At 67.6% G+C, this 18,770-nt stretch carries 15 protein-coding genes and 1 other RNA gene; 8 read left to right on the forward strand and 8 right to left on the reverse strand.

Features of this window, described 5'->3' with window-relative positions; translation table 11 throughout:
- Positions 1–353 precede the first annotated feature (353 nt).
- An RNA gene (gene rnpB / locus A3OM_RS24875) (RNase P RNA component class A) lies at positions 354–747 on the reverse strand.
- Positions 748–914: 167 nt separating this feature from the next.
- On the opposite strand from rnpB, the gene A3OM_RS26195 reads away from it, so the two are divergent.
- Positions 915–1,091: a hypothetical protein gene (locus A3OM_RS26195; protein ID WP_018045182.1), complete on the forward strand. Its 177-nt coding sequence runs from the start codon at positions 915–917 to the stop codon at positions 1,089–1,091.
- A 54-nt stretch (positions 1,092–1,145) separates the two neighbouring features.
- Here A3OM_RS26195 and A3OM_RS0118070 read toward each other — a convergent pair whose 3' ends face one another.
- Complete coding sequence (locus A3OM_RS0118070; protein WP_018045183.1) at positions 1,146–1,586, reverse strand: VOC family protein; 441 nt, start codon at positions 1,584–1,586, stop codon at positions 1,146–1,148.
- 167 nt (positions 1,587–1,753) lie between these two features.
- Here A3OM_RS0118070 and pepN point away from each other — a divergent pair, with 167 nt between their 5' ends.
- Both pepN and A3OM_RS0118080 read left to right on the forward strand, forming a co-directional pair.
- Positions 1,754–4,396 (forward strand): aminopeptidase N, encoded by a 2,643-nt coding sequence (gene pepN, locus A3OM_RS0118075; RefSeq protein WP_018045184.1) that lies wholly within the window; start codon positions 1,754–1,756, stop codon positions 4,394–4,396.
- A gap of 191 nt (positions 4,397–4,587) precedes the next feature.
- Positions 4,588–6,993: an ATP-binding protein gene (locus A3OM_RS0118080; RefSeq protein WP_018045185.1), complete on the forward strand. Its 2,406-nt coding sequence runs from the start codon at positions 4,588–4,590 to the stop codon at positions 6,991–6,993.
- A 101-nt stretch (positions 6,994–7,094) separates the two neighbouring features.
- Here the strand turns inward: A3OM_RS0118080 and fae are convergent, their stop codons facing one another.
- Entirely contained in the window at positions 7,095–7,634 is a 540-nt protein-coding gene (gene fae / locus A3OM_RS0118085; protein WP_026176175.1) for a formaldehyde-activating enzyme, read from the reverse strand.
- 257 nt (positions 7,635–7,891) lie between these two features.
- Here fae and A3OM_RS0118090 point away from each other — a divergent pair, with 257 nt between their 5' ends.
- The gene (locus A3OM_RS0118090; protein WP_018045187.1) at positions 7,892–8,113 is read left to right on the forward strand and encodes a hypothetical protein; all 222 of its coding nucleotides are present in this window, start codon (positions 7,892–7,894) and stop codon (positions 8,111–8,113) included.
- Between the two features lie 5 nt (positions 8,114–8,118).
- Here the strand turns inward: A3OM_RS0118090 and A3OM_RS0118095 are convergent, their stop codons facing one another.
- The 4 genes from A3OM_RS0118095 to A3OM_RS0118110 all read right to left on the reverse strand — a co-directional run bounded on the left by A3OM_RS0118095 (position 8,119) and on the right by A3OM_RS0118110 (position 14,674).
- A complete protein-coding gene (locus A3OM_RS0118095) occupies positions 8,119–8,553 on the reverse strand; it encodes a hypothetical protein (RefSeq protein WP_018045188.1) in 435 nt (144 codons plus the stop codon).
- 208 nt (positions 8,554–8,761) lie between these two features.
- Entirely contained in the window at positions 8,762–12,514 is a 3,753-nt protein-coding gene (gene metH, locus A3OM_RS0118100; protein WP_018045189.1) for a methionine synthase, read from the reverse strand.
- 157 nt (positions 12,515–12,671) lie between these two features.
- A complete protein-coding gene (metF, locus tag A3OM_RS0118105; RefSeq protein ID WP_018045190.1) occupies positions 12,672–13,592 on the reverse strand; it encodes a methylenetetrahydrofolate reductase [NAD(P)H] in 921 nt (306 codons plus the stop codon).
- A 65-nt stretch (positions 13,593–13,657) separates the two neighbouring features.
- A complete protein-coding gene (locus A3OM_RS0118110) occupies positions 13,658–14,674 on the reverse strand; it encodes a metalloregulator ArsR/SmtB family transcription factor (protein ID WP_018045191.1) in 1,017 nt (338 codons plus the stop codon).
- Positions 14,675–14,850: 176 nt separating this feature from the next.
- Between A3OM_RS0118110 and minC (A3OM_RS0118115) the strand changes: the two genes are divergently transcribed.
- The 4 genes from minC (A3OM_RS0118115) to minE all read left to right on the forward strand — a co-directional run bounded on the left by minC (A3OM_RS0118115) (position 14,851) and on the right by minE (position 17,499).
- Positions 14,851–15,549, forward strand: a complete 699-nt coding sequence (gene minC / locus A3OM_RS0118115; protein ID WP_026176176.1) for a septum site-determining protein MinC — start codon at positions 14,851–14,853, stop codon at positions 15,547–15,549.
- A 121-nt stretch (positions 15,550–15,670) separates the two neighbouring features.
- Positions 15,671–16,369, forward strand: coding sequence for a septum site-determining protein MinC (minC, locus tag A3OM_RS0118120; protein WP_051074338.1), 699 nt, complete (start codon positions 15,671–15,673; stop codon positions 16,367–16,369).
- A gap of 12 nt (positions 16,370–16,381) precedes the next feature.
- Positions 16,382–17,197 (forward strand): septum site-determining protein MinD, encoded by an 816-nt coding sequence (minD, locus tag A3OM_RS0118125; protein ID WP_018045194.1) that lies wholly within the window; start codon positions 16,382–16,384, stop codon positions 17,195–17,197.
- The gene (gene minE / locus A3OM_RS0118130; protein WP_018045195.1) at positions 17,194–17,499 is read left to right on the forward strand and encodes a cell division topological specificity factor MinE; all 306 of its coding nucleotides are present in this window, start codon (positions 17,194–17,196) and stop codon (positions 17,497–17,499) included. Before minD ends, minE begins: the two co-directional genes overlap by 4 nt.
- Positions 17,500–17,509: 10 nt before the next feature.
- Here minE and A3OM_RS0118135 read toward each other — a convergent pair whose 3' ends face one another.
- Positions 17,510–18,757 (reverse strand): nucleoside transporter C-terminal domain-containing protein, encoded by a 1,248-nt coding sequence (locus A3OM_RS0118135; protein ID WP_018045196.1) that lies wholly within the window; start codon positions 18,755–18,757, stop codon positions 17,510–17,512.
- Positions 18,758–18,770 lie beyond the last annotated feature (13 nt).

An 18,770-nucleotide genomic window follows, 5' to 3' on the forward strand; every position in this document is an offset into this window, starting at 1 on the left:
TCGAGGACGCCGGACGGCGACGGAAGAAAGGATGTGACGCATGCGTCCCTGCGGCGGGCATCGACCGCTCCGAGGCGGCCGGAAGAGACGGAACGGCAAAGGAAGACGGGACGTCGCGGACGCGGCCCGCACTTCGCCCCAGACGAGCGCCCTGTGCGTCCGCCGTTCCCAAAATCGCCGCTGACGAAGTGATTCCGGGTAACATGAGCCTCTGAGCACCGTCAACGCGCGGACCCGCATGGGCTCCGTCGAGACCGATCAGACCTCAGCAAGGTTAACCGACGGTAAGTTTCGTCGGTTTTATGCAGCCTATTCGATGCGTGGAACGACGCTCGCCGGGTGCCGGCGGGAAGCGGATCAGCCGGCCTTTAAGCCGGGTTCTGTAGGGCCCGGGAGCGAACTCCCGGACGTGGCGGCCATTCCTCTGGGACGATCGTTACCGAACGCCTCGAGCAACCAACCCGGGCGACGAGCCTGGAGAGAGGGCCTGCCCCGTCCTGTCGGACCGAGCGTGTCGCCCCTATTCGGTTTTGCTCCCGGTGGGGTTTGCCGTGCCGTCCGCGTTGCCGCGTCCGCGGTGCGCTCTTACCGCACCCTTTCACCCTTACCCTGCATGAAGCAGGGCGGTCTGCTCTCTGTGGCACTGTCCCTGGGGTCGCCCCCGCCGGACGTTATCCGGCACCGTCTCTCCATGGAGCCCGGACTTTCCTCCCCGGTTCGCACCGGAGCGGCCGCCCGGCCGACTGATCCGGCGCGGATGTGCGCCGCCATCGCGCCCGAGGTCAAGGAGCCGGATGCCCATCCGGGCGCCATGGCGGGATTTTGTTCGGCGGCTTGCTCGACGATCCAGGCGGCCCTAGCTCCCCTGGTGGGCCACGCCTGTCGCGGCGGCCCGCCAACGTGAGGAGGTGACCATGGCAACGAGCGATTCGGCCTGGACGCTCGAAAACGTATCCGAACTCCGGACGCTGGCGCGCGAGCGCGTGCCGGTCTCCATCATCAGCCTGAAGCTCAAACGGCCGATCGAAGCCGTCTCCGCCAAGCTCGCCGAACTCGGCATCACGCCGGCCAATGAATTGGGCGGCGCATAGGTTCATGACCCGGTACGCGGGGCGCGCGATGACGCGCCCCGCGATTGCGCCGTCCTACCAGGAGCCGGTATTCTCCATGGAGGCCCAAGGCTCCTGCGGGGCCTTCGCCTCGCCCTTCTGCAGGATCTCGATGGAGATCCCGTCCGGCGACTTCACGAACGCCATGTAGCCGTCGCGCGGCGGCCGGTTGATGGTCACGCCCTTGTCCTGCAGGCGCGCGCAGAAGGCGTAGATGTCGTCCACCTGATAGGCGAGGTGACCGAAATTGCGCCCGCCGGAATAGGTCTCCGGATCCCAGTTGTAGGTGAGCTCCACCTGGGGCGCCTTCGTCTCCAGGGCCGTGTCGTAATCGCCGGGGGCCGCGAGGAAGACGAGGGTGAAGCGGCCCTTCTCGTTCTCCACGCGGCGGGTCTCGCGCAAGCCGAACGTGTCCACGTAGAAGGCGAGCGCCTTGTCGAGATCCGCCACGCGGACCATCGTGTGCAGGTATTCCATGGGCTGGGTCGTCTCCGGTTGATGCCGCCTATGTGGCCCGGCTATGCCGGGCGTCAACGCCGCGATGCCCCCGACGCTCCCGCCCACTCATACAACGAGGGTGGAAGCCGGGCGGACCGGCGACACGGAGCCGTTCTCAATCCTCGCTCCCGATCAGGACCGACCGCATGCGCACCGAAAGCCCGACCCTGATCCGTCTCGAAGATTACCGGCCGAGCGACCACCTCATCGACACGGTGGCCCTCGACGTCCGGCTCCATCCCCGCGAGACCAGGATCGTCGCGACCCTGGCCCTGCGCCCGAACCCGGACGAGCGCTCCGACGCGCCCCTGGTGCTGGACGGTGACGATCTCACGCTGACGCGGCTGTCGCTCGACGGCGAAATCCTCGATCCGGCGGCCTATTCCGCCACCGCCTCGGCGCTGACGGTGCATGAGCCGCCGCGACAGCCCTTCACGCTGGCGATCGAGACGCGGGTCGACCCGACCGCCAACACCAAGCTCATGGGCCTCTACCGGTCGAGCGGCGTCTACTGCACCCAGTGCGAGGCCGACGGCTTCCGCCGGATCACCTACTTCCTCGACCGGCCCGACGTGATGTCGGTCTATACGACCCGGATCGAAGCCGATGCCGACGAAGCGCCGGTCCTTCTCGGCAACGGCAACCTGACGGAAGCCGGGCCCGCCGGCCCGGGCCGGCATTATGCCATCTGGCACGATCCGCACCCGAAGCCCGCCTATCTCTTCGCCCTCGTCGGCGGCCGCCTCGACCGGGTGTCCGCTGAGTTCACCACGATGGAGGGCCGCCCCGTTTCCCTCGCCGTCTACGTGGAGCCGGGCAAGTCGGACCGGGCCGCCTATGCCCTCGACGCCATCGCCCGCTCGATGACCTGGGACGAGGAGGCGTTCGGCCGCGCCTACGATCTCGACGTCTTCAACGTCGTGGCGGTGTCCGATTTCAACATGGGCGCCATGGAGAACAAGGGCCTCAACATCTTCAACGACAAATACGTCCTCGCCTCGCCCGACACCGCCACCGATGCCGATTACGCGGCGATCGAGCGGATCATCGCCCATGAGTATTTCCACAATTGGTCGGGCAACCGCGTCACCTGCCGCGACTGGTTCCAGCTCTGCCTGAAGGAGGGCCTCACGGTCTTCCGCGACCAGGAATTTTCGTCGGACATGCGCTCGCGCGCGGTCCATCGCATCGGCGAGGTCAGGACGCTGCGCGCACGCCAGTTCCCGGAGGATGCCGGGCCGCTGGCCCATCCGGTCCGGCCCCGGGCCTATGCCGAGATCAACAACTTCTACACCGCCACCGTCTACGAGAAGGGCGCGGAGATCGTGCGCATGCTGCGCAGCCTGATCGGCGCCGCCGCCTTCCGCGCCGGGATGGACCGCTACTTCGCCGACAATGACGGGCGGGCCGCCACGGTGGAGGATTTCCTCGGCGCGTTCAGTGCCGAGACCGGGCGCGACTTGTCGGATTTCGCGCGGTGGTACGAGCGGCCCGGAACGCCGGTGGTGAGCGTCGAGGGGGATTACGACGCCACGGCGCGGACCTATCGCCTGCGCTTCCGCCAGCTTTTGGCCGGCGCCGAGGACAGCCCGCCCCTCGTCATCCCCATCGCCCTCGGCCTCGTCGGCGAGGGTGGCCCCATCGCCGCCTCCTGCGAGCGCGTGAGCGAGGGTGTGTTCGTCCTCGACCGCGCCTGCGACGAGATCGTGTTCTCAGGGGTCGACGAGAGGCCGGTGCCCTCTCTGTTGCGGGGCTTCTCCGCCCCGGTCCGGATCGAGATGGCATCGAGCGATGCCGACCGCCTGAGACTGCTCGCCCGCGACACCGACGCGTTCAACCGCTGGCAGGCGGCCCAGAGCGTCGCCATGCGCCTGATCGTCGAACGGACGAGGGCCGATGCCCCGCCGGCGGAGGATGCGGGACCGGACGCGCGCGCCTTCATCAAGGCTCTTTCCACCTTCCTCGATGCCGAAGCCCTGAGGGATCCGGCTTTCGCCGCCCTCGTCCTCGGCCTGCCGAGCGAAAGCGACGTCGCCAACGAAATCGGCGGCGACGTCGATCCCGATGCGATTCACCGCGCCCGGCGGACCCTGCGGCGCCAGATCGGGCAGGGTCTCGGACGACGACTGGACTCCCTCCACGCCGCCATGACCGACGCGACGGGCGCGGCCTTCAGCCCCGATGCGGCCTCGGCCGGGCGCAGGGCCCTGCGCAACGCCGCCCTCGACCTCATCGTCGCGGCGGACGAAGTCCGAGGCGGCGAACTCGCCGCCGCTCAATTCGCCGAGGCCGCCACCATGACCGACCGGCTGGCGGCCCTCTCCACCCTGGCCGCGATCCCCGGCGAAGCGAGGGAGGCGGCCCTCCATGCCTTCGGCGACCGTTATGCCGACGAGCCGCTGGTCCTCGACAAATGGTTCGCCCTTCAGGCGATGATCCCGGAGGATGGCACCATCGCCCGCGTCGCGGCGCTTCAGGGCCATCCGGCTTTCGCCATCACCAACCCGAACCGGGTACGCGCGCTTCTCGGGACCTTCGCCATGGCGAACCCGACCCAGTTCGCCCGACCCGACGGAGCGGGCTTCAGATTGATGGCGGACGCGATCCGGACCATCGACGGGACGAATCCACAGCTCGCCGCGCGGCTCCTCACCGCGTTCGGTTCGTGGAAAATGTTGGAATCCGGACGGCGGACTCAAGCTACGGTCACGCTTGGCGAATTCGCCTCCGCCGGGGGGCTTTCGCGTGACGTGGCCGATATCCTCGGCCGGACACTCGAGAATGGTTAACGCTTTCTAAAATAAGGTCAAATTCGAACTATCGATTCTTCGAATCCGATTGTCACACCGAGCCGAGAGTCAAGCGCTCGCCCAAGAATTTCGTGGACAAGTTGCCTGTGGAAATGCTGAATTGGATACGATTCGAAGCGTGACTCACTCCACGCCGAGGAACGACTCATCCACAGCTGCGGGGGCTTGTCATGCTGGAGGCGGATTCCGCTTCCCTCTCCGCACGTGCGGATACGATTCTTGGTATTCACCGCCCTCAGACTGCGGCCCATACCCGGTTCGTCCGTGCCGAGATCTGGCTCCGCTATGCGGTGCCCGCCTTTCTGGCCACGTTTCTCGTCTGCCTCGCGGCGGGCGCGGCGCTTCAGCTGCGCGGCGAGCGCAGCGAGATCCTGCGCGATACGGTCACCGACATCGAGACGTTCACGCGTCTCGTCACCGGCGCCCTGGCGGATGTGGAGGCGACCTCCCCCGCGATCCGGTCGCGCCTGGAGACGCTCGTTCCCGCGTCCCTGATGCCGGCCGGACGTCAGATCCTCGTGACCTCGGCATCCGAGACCATCCTCGGCGCCCATCCGGCACTGACGGATCTGAGCGGGACCCTCACGGACCGCCTCGGCGAGATGCAGGCGCTCAGCACGCTGGGCGAGCGCGCCGGCGTGATGGCCCTCACCCTCGCCAACGGCGAGCAGGCCTTCGCGGCCTTGCGGACGCTTCCCAAGGGCCGCGGCCAGATCGCCGTGATCCAGCCCATCGCGCCGGTCCTCGACGCCTGGGCCATGCGGATGCGGCATCAGGTGGTTCTCTACGGCGCCGCCGCCCTCGTCATCATCGGGATCGGGATCGCCTACGCGCTCCAGACCCAGCGCGCCTACGCGGTGGACAGGCTCTGCGAGCAGATCAAGCAGCGGCTCGACACGGCGCTCGGCCGTGGCCGTTGCGGATTGTGGGACTGGGATATCCCGCGCGGCCGGATCTACTGGTCGGATTCGATGTATGCCCTGCTCGGCTACCGCCGGGAGCGGGAGTTCCTGTCCTTCGGGGACGTGAACGCCCTGGTCCATCCCGATGACGGCGACCTCTACGCCCTGGCCCGACAGCTGGCCGCGAGCCAATCCACCGTCGATCACGAGTTCCGCATGCGCAGCGCCAATGGCGGCTGGATCTGGCTGCGCACCCGCGCCGAGATCGTCCCCGATCAGGTCGATGGCGGCCGTCACCTCGTCGGCATCGCCCTCGACGTCACCGAGCAGCGCCAGCTCGCCGAATCCAACGCCACCGCCGACATGCGCCTGCGCGACGCGGTGGAGGCGATCTCCGAAGCCTTCGTCCTGTGGGACACGAGCAACCGCCTCGTCCTGTGCAATTCCAAGTTCCGCCACCTCCATGCCCTGAGCCCGGACGACGCGATTCCGGGCAAGCGCTACCACGAGATCATGGGCCGGGGCGTCCTGCCGCCGGTGCGCCGCGAGTTGCGCGAGATCGAGGCCTCGTCGGCCACGGCCCGCACCTTCGAGGCGGAGCTCACCGACGGTCGCTGGCTCCAGATCAGCGAGCGGCGGACCAAGGACGGCGGGTACGTCTCCGTCGGCACCGACATCACCAACCTCAAGCGCCAGCAGGAGCAGCTCGTCGCCTCGGAGCGCGAACTGATCGAGACGGTCAAGGATCTCAAGCGCTCGCGCCGGACCCTGGAACTCCAGACGCAGCAGCTCGCGGACCTCGCCGAGCGCTACCTCGACCAGAAAGCCCAGGCCGAGACCGCCAACCAAACGAAGTCCGAGTTCCTCGCCACCATGAGCCACGAGTTGCGCACGCCGCTCAACGCCATCATGGGCTTCGCGGAGTTGATGGAGAGCGGGGTCTACGGGACGCTCGGCTCCCCGCGCTACACCGAGTATTGCCGCGACATCCGCTCCAGCGGCGACTACCTGCTCTCGGTCATCGACGACATCCTCAACATGTCGCGCATCGAATCGCACCGCGTCCGCTTGGCCCTGCAGGAAGTCTCCCTCGACAGCGCGGTCCAGAATGCGCTGAAGCTGGTGGCCGAGGCGGCCAAGGCGAAGTCGCTGACCATCGGCGTCGACGTCGCCACCGATCTGACCCTGCTGGCCGACGGCCGCGCCCTGCACCAGATCCTCCTGAACCTCATCCAGAACGCGGTGAAATTCACCCCCGGGGGAGACGGGCGCATCGTCGTCAAGGCGCGTCCCTCCGGCGATCTCGTCAACATCTTCATCGAGGACAATGGGATCGGCATCCCGAAGGCGGCGCTGCGCCGCCTCGGCTCGCCCTTCCAGCAGGTGGAGACGAATCTCACGCGCACGCATAAAGGGTCCGGGCTGGGTCTCGCCATCGCCCGCTCCATGGCGGAGCTGCATGGCGGTTCGCTGCGCATCCGTTCGGAGGAGGGCCTCGGCACCATCATCATGGTGCGCATGCCGATCCCGACGGCGGAACGGCGGCGCGATCTCGTCGCCGCGAGCTCCGACGAGACGGTGGACTCCTTACGCGAGGTGTCGGGCGCGCGGCCCCGTGGCGGCGCCGGAACGGCCGGGATGCAGCCACGGGCCATGGCACCCGTATCGGCCTGAGGGCGGCGATCCCCGCCCTGACGGCCGCTTTTTCCGGATAGGGATGGTCGGCGGGTGGAGGAACGCCCGCGCATCCCTCCACCCGCGGGTTCTCCGGTCTCTCAGTACTCGACGATGTCCTCGAGCGCGTAGTGCTTCACCGTCTTGCGGTTGGCGATGAGCTCGTCGATGCTCGGCTCGCCCTTGATGGCGCGGGCGATGGCGAGCTTCGTCGCCTCGTAATTGGTGCGGTAGAGGTCCTTCTGGTCGAGATTGGCGTCCTCGGCGCAGCGCGGATCGAGCCAGATCATGATGATCATGCACAGCTCGTCGAGCCCGTCCTTCGGCAGGATGCCCTCGATCACGCAATCGACGATGGCGTCGCCCGTGGCGGCCTGAACCACGCCGCCCAGCAAGTTGACGTATTCCGCCGTGTGGATCGTCGCCTTGGTGGTCATCATCGTGGAGGGGCGCACGAGCTGGTTCAGGTCGCGCACCACGAACATGCGGGTGTGGCCCTGGACCTGCCCCATCATGCCGGCGAAGGCCTGGCCCACCGGACCGCGGGTGGAGCCGATCAGCACCTCCGGCATCGCGTCGGTGTACTGGCCATCGGCGGCGAGGACGGTGGCCTCTCCGGTGCGGAACCAGATCTCGGACATGTGGGCGTTTCCTTGTTCCTGGGCATTGGCTGCCGGGCCGGCGATCCGGCCGTTTCGCGGGCGGAGAAACACCGTTCCGCCGCCGCCCGTCAATCGCCCGCGTCCGAGAGAGTTTCGCGGGCGGCGCTTCCCCTCTGGCCCTGCGCGCCACAATCGGTCATTCCATGCGCGGTTTCCGGCATCGCGACATCGGCGTGGTCCGATGGATCGCCGCCCATCCTCGGGCCGATGCCGCGAGCCGAACGGGAGTGGGGCACATGAACGGGCAGCAGGAACGGGACTGGAGTCTCGCCGTCGCCGCATTGCCGGACGGTGTGCGGCTCGAACTCGGCCTCGCGGACCTGTCCGGGACGCCCTTCACCGCCATTCTCGCCCTCGACCGGCGGGAGGCGCGCGACCTCGCCCGTGCCCTGCTCGCGGCCTCGGGCGATGCGGCGGAGCGGACTTTTCCGCGTCCGTCCTCAGCGAATGGGGACTGACTGGTTCAACCGCGACCGGGGAGGCGGGGCACCTTGAGGCCGCGCTCTTCCGGCGTCGGCTTGCAGATGTAGGAGAACTCGGTCTGCAGGTCGGAGAAGATCGCTTCCCCGGTGATCTTGCAATTCTCGCGGGCCGTCTCGTCGAGGAAGGCCCGCGCCGCCTCGCGCAACCGCTTGGCACGGGTCTCCGCCGGGCCGCCCTGCCCGTCGTAACGCTCGTCGATGCCGCAGCCCGTGATTTCCCGCACTCCGTCGGAGACGACGAGCATCTTGTTCACGCGGCGCTGGTCGTAGACGGAATACGGGTCCTTGCAGCCGATGGTCACCACCTGAACGCCCACGCTGGCGTAGTTCTTCGACAGGTAGGAGAAACCGGTGCAGCCCGAGACTCCGAGAGCGAGAGTGACCGCGACGGCCAGGATTCCGGTGGTCCGGTTCAACGTGGTCGCGCTCCGCTCAAGCCATCGATCAAGCCATCGATCAAGGGATCGCATTGAAGCGCGGGCGGTCCGACGGTCAAGCCTCGCCAGGACACACCCGCGCTCCATTCCACCGAATCGCATGCCTTCGTGTCTCTCACGAAACTCCCGCTGCGCTGTCGAGCTCGCAGCGAGAGCCGACCGTGATCGAGAGTTACATGAGGCACTCTTACTCCGCCGCCACCGCAAGATAGCGGGCCGGGTCGTAGTTGAGGATCGGCCCGAGCCAGCGCTCCACCTCCCGAAGGTCCATGCCCTTGCGCAGGGCGTAATCCTCGACCTGATCGCGCTCGACCTTGGCGACGCCGAAGTAATGCGCGTCCGGGTGGGCGATGTAGAGGCCCGAGACTGACGAGCCCGGCCACATGGCATAGCTCTCGGTGAGCTTCACGCCGATGCGCGAGTCGGCCTTGAGCAGGTCGAACAGGGTGACCTTCTCGGTGTGGTCGGGCTGGGAGGGATAGCCCGGCGCCGGGCGGATGCCGGCATAGTCCTCGCGCACGAGATCTTCGGGAGCGAAGGTCTCGTCGGGGGCATAGCCCCAGAACTCCTTGCGCACCCGCTCGTGCATGCGCTCGGCCAGCGCCTCGGCAATGCGGTCGGCGAGCGCCTTGACCAGGATCGAGCGGTAATCGTCGTTGGCCCGCTCGAACCGCTCGGCGATCCGCACCTCTTCCAGCCCAGCCGTGACCACGAAGCCGCCGACGTAATCGCCGATGCCCGTCTCCGTCGGTGCCACGAAGTCGGACAGGCAGATATTGGCGCGCCCGTCGCGCTTCGACAGCTGCTGGCGCAGGCCGTGGAAGGTCGCGAGTTTTTCGGAGCGGCTCTCGCCGGTATAGAGCGCGATGTCGTCGCCCACCGAATTTGCCGGCCAGAAGCCGATGATCGCCTTCGGGTTGAACCAGCGCTCGTCGACGATCTGCTTCAGCATCTCCTGCGCGTCGTCGAACAGGGCCTTTGCCGCCGGACCCTGGTTCGGGTCCTCGAAGATCGCCGGGTAGCGGCCCTTGAACTCGTAGGTCTGGAGGAACGGCGTCCAGTCGATATACGGCACGAGGTCGGCGACCTCGTAGGAGGAGTAGACCCGCACGCCGGTGAAGCTCGGCTTGGTCGGACGGTAGCCCGACCAGTCGATCTTGAACGGGTTGGCGCGGGCTTTGGCGAGCGGCAGGCGCTGCTTGTCGAGCTCCGAGCGGGCATGGGCATCCGAGACCTTGCGGTACTCGGCCCGGATGTTGGCGATGGTGGTGTCCCGCGTCTCCTTCGAGAGCAGGCTGGAGACCACACCCACGGCGCGGCTGGCATCCGTCACGTAGACGGTCTGGCCACGGTTGTAGGACGGGTGGATCTTCACCGCCGTGTGGACACGGCTGGTCGTGGCGCCACCGATGAGGAGCGGCACGTCGAAACCCTCGCGCTCCATCTCGGCCGCGACGTGAACCATCTCGTCCAGCGAGGGCGTGATGAGGCCCGACAGGCCGACGATGTCGACATTCTCACGCTTGGCCACGTCGAGGATCTTGGCCGCCGGCACCATCACGCCCAGATCGATGATCTCGTAATTGTTGCAGGCGAGCACGACGCCGACGATGTTCTTGCCGATGTCGTGGACGTCGCCCTTCACCGTCGCCATCAGGATCTTGCCGGCGGCCTGGCGCTTGCCGTCGCCGCCATTGGCGAGCTTCTCGGCCTCCATGAAGGGCTCGAGATAGGCCACCGCCTGCTTCATCACGCGGGCGGACTTCACCACCTGCGGCAGGAACATCTTGCCCGAGCCGAACAGGTCGCCGACCACGTTCATGCCGGCCATCAAGGGGCCTTCGATGACGTGGAGCGGACGTTCGACGCCGAGGCGCGCCTCCTCGGTGTCGACGAGGATGTACTCGGTGATCCCGTTGACCAGGGCGTGCTCGATGCGCTTCTCCACCGGAGCCTCGCGCCAGGACAGGTCGGCCGCCTTGGCCTGGACGCCGCCGCCCGACTTGAAGCGCGCGGCCGCATCGAGCAGCCGGTCGGTGGAATCCTCGCGCCGGTTGAGGACGACGTCCTCGCACAGCTCGCGCAGCTCGGCCGGAAGCTCGGCGTAGATCGCCAGCTGGCCGGCATTCACGATGCCCATATCCATGCCGACCTGGATCGCATGGTACAGGAACACCGCGTGCATCGCCTCGCGCACGGGCTCGTTGCCGCGGAAGGCGAAGCTGAGATTCGAGATACCGCCCGAGATATGGGCGTGGGGCAGGGTCTCGCGGATGGTCTTGGTCGCCTCGATGAAGGCGACGCCGTAGCCGTTATGCTCCTCGATACCGGTGGCGACGGCAAACACGTTCGGATCGAAGATGATGTCTTCCGGCGGGAAACCGACCTCCTCGGTCAGGACCTTGTAGGCCTTGGTGCAGATCTCGACCTTGCGCTCGTAAGAATCGGCCTGGCCCTGCTCGTCGAAGGCCATGACCACCACGGCGGCGCCGTAGGAACGGCACACCTTGGCGTCGGCGATGAACTTCTCGACGCCCTCCTTCATGGAGATCGAGTTCACGATCGCCTTGCCCTGGACGCATTTGAGCCCGGCCTCGATGACGTGGAATTTCGAGGAATCGATCATCACCGGCACGCGGGCGATGTCGGGCTCGGCGGCCACGAGGTTGAGGAACTCGACCATCGCCTTCTCGGAATCGAGCAGGCCCTCGTCCATGTTGATGTCGATGATGCTGGCGCCCGCCGCCACCTGGTCGCGCGCCACGTCGAGGGCGGCCGCGTAATCGCCGGCGGTGATGAGCTTGCGGAATTTGGCCGAGCCGGTGACGTTGGTGCGCTCGCCCACGTTCACGAAGGGGATCTCCTTCGTCAACGTGAAGGGCTCGAGGCCCGACAGGCGCATCAGGCGGGGCACCTCCGGGATCGCGCGGGGCTTCACGCCCTCCACGGCCTGCGCGATGGCGCGGATATGGTCCGGGGTGGTGCCGCAGCAGCCGCCGACCATGTTGACGAGGCCGGCGGTGGCGAACTCGCCCACCAGCCTGCCCATGGCTTCGGGGCTCTCGTCATAGAGGCCGAATTCGTTGGGAAGACCCGCATTCGGATAGGCGCAGACCAGGGTGTCGGCGATACGCGACAGTTCCGAGATGTGGCCGCGCATTTCCTTGGCGCCGAGCGCGCAGTTCAGCCCGATCGTGAGGGGGCTGGCATGGCGCAGCGCGTTCCAGAACGCTTCGGGCGTCTGGCCCGAGAGGGTGCGGCCGGAAAGATCGGTGATCGTGCCCGAGATCATGATCGGCAGGACCATGCCGCGCTCCTCGAACACCGCCCAGGCGGCAGCGACCGCCGCCTTGGCGTTGAGCGTGTCGAAGATGGTCTCGATCAGGATCAGTTCGGCGCCGCCATCCATCAGGCCGCGCACCTGCTCCATATAGGCGGTCTTGACCTGATCGAAGGTCACCGCCCGGTAGCCCGGATTGTTCACGTCCGGCGAGATCGACAGGGTGCGGTTCGTCGGGCCGATGGCGCCGGCCACGAAACGGCGGCGGCCATCCTGCTTCTCGGCCAAAGCGGCGGCCTCGCGGGCGAGGCGCGCGCCTTCCGCGTTCAATTCGTGGACGATCGATTCCATGCCGTAATCGGCCTGGGCGATGGTGGTGCCCGAGAAGGTATTAGTCTCGCAGAGGTCGGCGCCGGCCAGGAAGTAATCGAGGTGGATCTGCCGGATCGCGTCGGGCTGGGTCAGGATCAGGAGGTCGTTGTTGCCCTTCTGGTCGTGGCCGTGATCGAGGAAGCGCCCCCCGCGAAAATCCGCCTCGCCGTAGCCGAGGCGCTGGATCACGGTGCCCATCGCCCCGTCGAGGACGAGGATTTTTTCCGCGGCCCGCTGGCGCAGGGCGGTTTCGATCTCTTTTCCGTCAACGGGGCGGAGGTCTGTCATGGGGTCTCTCAAGTTCCGTCGCAGATGATCCCCCTCCCCCTTGTGGGGAGGGGTCAGGGGTGGGGGTGGCCGCGAAGATGTCGCGCCGTATCCGACACCACCCCCACCTCCAGCTCCTCCCCACAAGGGGGAGGAGAGGCCCCCGTCCAAGGGTCGTTCAGGCCGCCTTCGCCGCCGCCACCTTCGGCGCCTGCGCGCGCAGGCCGAGGAGATGGCAGATGGCATAGACGAGGTCGGAGCGGTTCATCGAGTAGAAATGGAAGTCGTTGACGCCTTCGTCCACCAGATCGAGCACCTGCTCGGCCGCCACCGCCGCCGCGATCAGCCGGCGGGTGTCGACGTCGTTGTCCAGCCCCTCGAACCGGGCGGCCAGCCAATACGGCACCGAGGCGCCGGTGCGGCGGGCGAAATTGGCGGATTGCTTGAAGTTCTGCACCGGCAGGATGCCGGGGATGATCGGAATGTCGATCCCCGCCGCGCGGACCTTCTCCACGTAGCGGAGATAGACGTCGTTCTCGAAGAAGAACTGCGTGATCGCCTGGTCGGCACCCGCATCGACCTTGGCCTTCAGGGCGTCGATATCGGCGTCGAGGGTGGCGGCCTCGGGATGCTTCTCGGGATAGGCCGAGACCGAGACCTTGAAATCGCCGATCCGCTTGATGCCCGCCACCAGATCGCTGGTCCGGGCATAGCCGCCGGGATGCGGCCGATAGGCGGTGCCGACGCCGTCCTGCGGGTCGCCGCGCAGGGCCACGATGTGGCGTACCCCGGCATCCCAATAGGATTGCACGACTTCGTCGATCTCCTCGCGGGTGGCGTCCACGCAGGTGAGATGGGCGGCGGGCTTGAGGCTCGTCTCCTTGATCATCCGCGCCACGGTGTTGTGGGTGCGCTCGCGGGTGGAGCCGCCGGCCCCATAGGTCACCGAGACGAATTTCGGCTGGAGCGGGGCGAGCCGCTCGATCGACGACCACAGGACCTTCTCCATCTCGTCGGTCTTCGGCGGGAAGAACTCGATGGAGACCTGGATCGGACGGTAGCCGTCGCGGCTGGCGCGGTGATGGGAAGCGGTGGGCATCGGGTCGTCCTCAAGATCTTTCGGTTCAGACGTGTGTATTCGAGACGGGAATCCGTGGCGGCCGGTCAGGCCACCGCGCGCTCCGCCTCGGAAGCGAGGGTCGGCTCGGCCGCCGAGGCGGCGAGCCAGAGGGTCACGGTGAGCTGGTGCGCGCTCGCGTCGGCCGGAGCGAGATGGCGTGTCGCCACCATGCCGAGCCCGGCATCGGCGAGCCAGCCCGTCACCTGCTCGGCGGCGAAGCCGAGGCGGCGATGGGCCTGCTCCTCGCGCAGGAATTCGAGATCGTGCGGCGCGAAATCCACCACCAGCAGCCGGCCTCCGGGCGCCACGAGCCGCGCCGCCTCGCGGAGCGCACGGGCGGGATCGTCGAGATAATGCAGCACCTGATGCACCACCACGAGGTCGAAACTGCCCCGGCCGAAGGGCGGCGCATGGATGTCGCCCTGGCGCAGGTCCACGCCCGACAGGCCGGCCCGCTCCAGATTGGCGCGGGCGACGGAGAGCATGGCGTGGCTCGAATCGAGGCCCGTGGCGCGAGCGGCCCTGGGCGCCAGAAGTCCGAGCATCCGCCCCGTTCCGGTACCGAGATCGATCAGGCTCCGCACGGGCCGCGATCCGAGGGCGTCGATCACCGCCGCCTCCACCATCGCCTCCGGCACGTGGAGCGAGCGGAGCTGGTCCCATTTCGGGGCGAGGCGGGCGAAGAAGCTCTGCGCGGCATCCGCGCGCTGGGCCCGCACGCCCTCCAACCGGGCCCGATCCTCGGACAAAGGCGGGCTCGACCGGTCGAGACCGCCGACCAGGGGCTCCACCAGCCCGGTCCTCGCCTCGATGAGACGGAAGAACGCCCAGGCCCCCTCGCGATGCCGCTCCACCAGACCCGCCTCGACCAGAAGCTTGAGATGGCGCGAGATGCGCGGCTGAGACTGGCCGAGGATGTCGGTGAGATCGGAGACCGACAATTCCCCCTGCATCAGCAAAGCGAGGATGCGCAGGCGCGTCTCTTCCGCGGTGGCGCGCAGCACACCGAGGGCATCGGAGAAAGGAAGGACGACTGTCGCCTTGGCGCTCTCTTGAGACATAAAGATATCTTTATGTTCGATCCGACCGCCTGGCAAGGGGAAACGGCGGCTGGCCGGAGTTCTGAGAGAAACAGGCGTGGGCGACGATGCCGGGAGGGGAGCGTTCCGGGCGATCTGCCGATATGGTTGGCTCAACACATTCCTTGTCGATTCCGGAACAACAGAAACGCCACCGCGTGACCCAGCCGAATTCCCGTCCCCCGATCCGTTTCCGTGGCCGCTCCTTCATGGCCCTGGTGCTGGCCCCCTCGGCACCGGTGCATGACTGGCTCGAAGACCTCGACGCGCTGTCCCGGCGCTCCCCCGCCTTCTTCGTGGGGCGCCCGGTGATCCTCGACGTGTCCGGCCTCGGGCTCGACCGGGCGGACCTCACCGCCCTGGTCTCCGAGCTCAAGGCCCGCGACGTCACCGTGATGGGGATCGAGGGAGCCAAATCCGGCAGCCTCGGCGAGGGGCTGCCCCCCGCCCCGGCCGGCGGACGGCCGGTGGACGAGGTCGCCACGCCGGACGCGCCAGCGCCGACACAGGTGGAGGCGCCCCGCCCCGCCCGATCTCTGATCCTCGACCAGCCGGTCCGGTCGGGCCAGACGATCCTGCATCTCGAAGGCGACATCACCATCATGGGATCGGTGGCCTCCGGGGCGGAAGTGATCGCCGGCGGCTCCATCCATATCTATGGAGCGCTGCGGGGGCGGGCCATCGCGGGCGCATCTGGCAATCCCGATGCCCGCATCACCTGTCGCAAGTTCGAGCCGGAACTGCTCGCCATCGACGGTCTCTACCGGACGGCCGACGATCTCGGGCCGGACCGCCGGGGCCAACCGGCGCAGATCCGCCTGGACGGGGATGCGATCAAGGTCGCCGCGCTGGAGTAGCGCCGACATATGAACCTGGGATCGCAGGATTATAGGGTCACAGGATCACGGAAAGCCGGCTCGTTAACCAAGCGGTAACCATAAGGACCGTCAATGGTTCGGTAAGGAATCGCGAGAGCCCGTGACACACGCCCCTCCATCCCGCCGATCCGTGACGCTACGAGGCCGTGCCTTCAAGGCACTCGTCCTGGCTCCGGAAGCTCCGCTTCCCGATTGGTTCGCCGATCTGGACGCCTCGCTGAAGCGGTCGCCGACGCTGTTCGACGGCCGTCCCCTCATCCTCGACATCGCGGCGCTCGGGTCGGACCCGGACGTGCTCGGCAAGGTCCTGGCCGATCTCGGTGCCCGCCGCATCCGCATCCTCGGCATCGAGGGCGCGGCGGCGACCCTGGCGGGAACGACGATGCTCGACGGTCTCGCCCTGCCCCCGCTCCTCGTGAACGGACGGCCCACCCTCGGCATCGAGATTCCGAAGGATGCCGAGCCGGAAACCACGTCTCTCATGATCGAGGGCTCGGTCCGGTCCGGCCAGTCGATCACGCATCCCACCGGTGACGTCACCGTCATGGGTTCGGTGGCCTCCGGCGCCGAGATCCTCGCCGGCGGCTCGATCCACGTCTACGGGGCGCTTCGCGGCCGGGCCATCGCCGGTGCCGCCCGCAACCCCCGCGCCCGCATCTACTGCCGCAAGTTCGAGCCCGAACTGCTCGGGATCGATCGCCTCGTCCGCACGGCCGAGGACATGGGCACGACCCTGCGCGGGAAACCCGTGCAGATCTGGCTCGATAGCGGCTCCATCAAAATGGCAACCTTGGATTAAGGAGACACACGCATGGCCAAGGTTCTGGTCGTTACATCTGGCAAGGGCGGCGTCGGCAAGACGACCACCACAGCGGCTCTCGGCGCGGCACTCGCGCAGGCCGGACAGAGCGTCGCCGTCGTCGATTTCGACGTCGGCCTGCGTAACCTCGACCTCGTGATGGGCGCCGAGCGGCGCGTGGTCTACGACCTCATCAACGTGGTCAACGGCGATGCCAAGCTCAACCAGGCGCTGATCCGCGACAAGCGGCTCGAGAACCTGTCGCTGCTGCCCGCCTCGCAGACCCGCGACAAGGACGCCCTCACCGACGAGGGCGTCGCCAAGGTGATGGAAGAGCTGCGCGAGAAGTTCGACTGGGTGATCTGCGATTCCCCGGCCGGCATCGAGCGCGGAGCCACCCTGGCCATGCGCCACGCCGACCTCGCCGTCGTCGTCACGAACCCGGAAGTCTCCTCGGTGCGCGATTCCGACCGGATCATCGGTCTGCTGGATTCCAAGACCCTGAAGGCGGAGCGCGGCGAGGTGATGGAGAAACACCTCATCCTCACCCGCTACGACCCCGCCCGCGCCGACCGCGGCGACATGCTCAAGGTCGACGACGTGCTCGAGATCCTCTCGATCCCGCTGCTCGCCATCATCCCCGAGAGCCTGGAAGTGCTGCGCGCCTCCAATGTCGGTTGCCCGGTGACGATGAACAACCCGCTCAGCGCCCCGGCCCGGGCCTATATCGACGCCGTCCGCCGCCTGAAGGGCGATACGGTTCCGATGACCGTGCCGTCCGACAAGAAGTCTCTCCTCAACAAGCTGTTCACCCGGAGGGCGGCATGAGCCTGCGCAACCTCTTCAGCAAACGCGCCTCGGCCCCCACGGCCCGCGACCGTCTCCAGCTGATCCTGGCCCATGAACGGGCCGGGGCCGGCGGCTCCGACCTGGTGATGCTCCTGCGGGAGGAGATCCTCGCCGTCATCGCCAAACACGTCACGGTGGAACGGGACAAGGTCCAGATCCGCCTGGAACGGGGCCAGGACATGTCGACCCTCGGGGTCGACATCGAGCTCCCGGTGACGGCTCCGGCCAAGGCCGCCCCGGCGGCGGCCAAGCCGTCCAAGGCCAAGCGCGCCGCCGCGTGACGGTCCGCCGTCAGCCGATGAACAGGCCGGCGATGGTCGCACTCGTCAGGTTCGACAACGTACCAGCCAGGATCGCGCGCATTCCATAGCGTGCGATCTCGGACCTCCTTTCGGGGACGAGGCTCGCCAGACTCGCGAGCTGGATCGCGATGGAGGCCAGATTGGCGAAGCCGCAGAGGGCGAAGCACAGGATGGCCGTCGTCCGGGCATCGAGCGTGCCGGCCTTGAGCACCGGCGAGAGCTGGGCATAGGCCAGGAACTCGTTGAAGGCGATCTTCTGCCCGATGGCGCCGCCGACCAGACCCGCCTCGCTCCAGGGCACGCCCATGAGCCAGGCCAGCGGCGCGAAGGCGAGCCCGAGCACGCCCTCGATGCTGAGGGACGGATAACCGACGAGTCCGCCGCCCCATCCGGCGATGCCGTTGAGAAGGGCGATGAGCCCGGTGAAGGCGATCAGCATGGCGCCCACCGACACCGCGATGACGAGGCCTTTCTGCGTGCCGTCGGCCGCCGCCTCGATGAGGTTCACCGCCCGCGTCTCGGCGAATTCAACCCGCATCGTCGTCACCCGCGTCGGCTCCGTCGAGGGCATCAGGATCTTGGCGTAGAGAAGCCCGCCGGGAATCGCCATGACGCCGGCGGCCAGCAGATATTCCATCGGCACGCCCAACGCGGCGTAGCCGGCCAGGATCGACCCGGCGGTGGACGCGGCCCCGCTCGACATCACGGCGAACAATTCGGCCCCGGTCAGCAGGATCAGGAACGGCCGCAGGGCCACCGCGATCTCGCTCTGGCCGATGACGATGGTGATGACCGCCGAGAAGGTCTCGATGGGCGAGGTGCCGAGCACCCGCTGAAGCCCCGCCCCGATGAGGCGGGCCAGCGTCTGCATCACCTTCAGATGATACAGGATCGCGATCAGCGCCGAGACGTAGAGGATCTGCGGCAGCACCCGCAGGGCCAGGATGAAGCCGCTGCCGCCGAAGAGCTCGAACATGCGCGGCTCGACGAGGCCGCCGAACAGGAACAGGACCCCACGGTCGCCATAGGCCAGGACCGTCTGGACCAGCGTCGCCGCCGCATCGAGGGCCTGCCGCCCCACGGGCACGAACAGCACGATTGCCCCGATGGCGATCTGCAGGGCGAGGGCCGAGACGACGGTCCGGGGCCGGATCGCCCGGCGATTGGTCGAGAACAAAATCGCGACGGCGAGGAGCAGCGACAGGCTCGCGCCGGCATGGAGCAATCGCTCGGTCATCGTGTCCCCTCTC

This window comes from Methylobacterium sp. 88A (assembly GCF_000376345.1).
Classification (GTDB): Bacteria; Pseudomonadota; Alphaproteobacteria; order Rhizobiales; family Beijerinckiaceae; genus Methylobacterium; species Methylobacterium bullatum.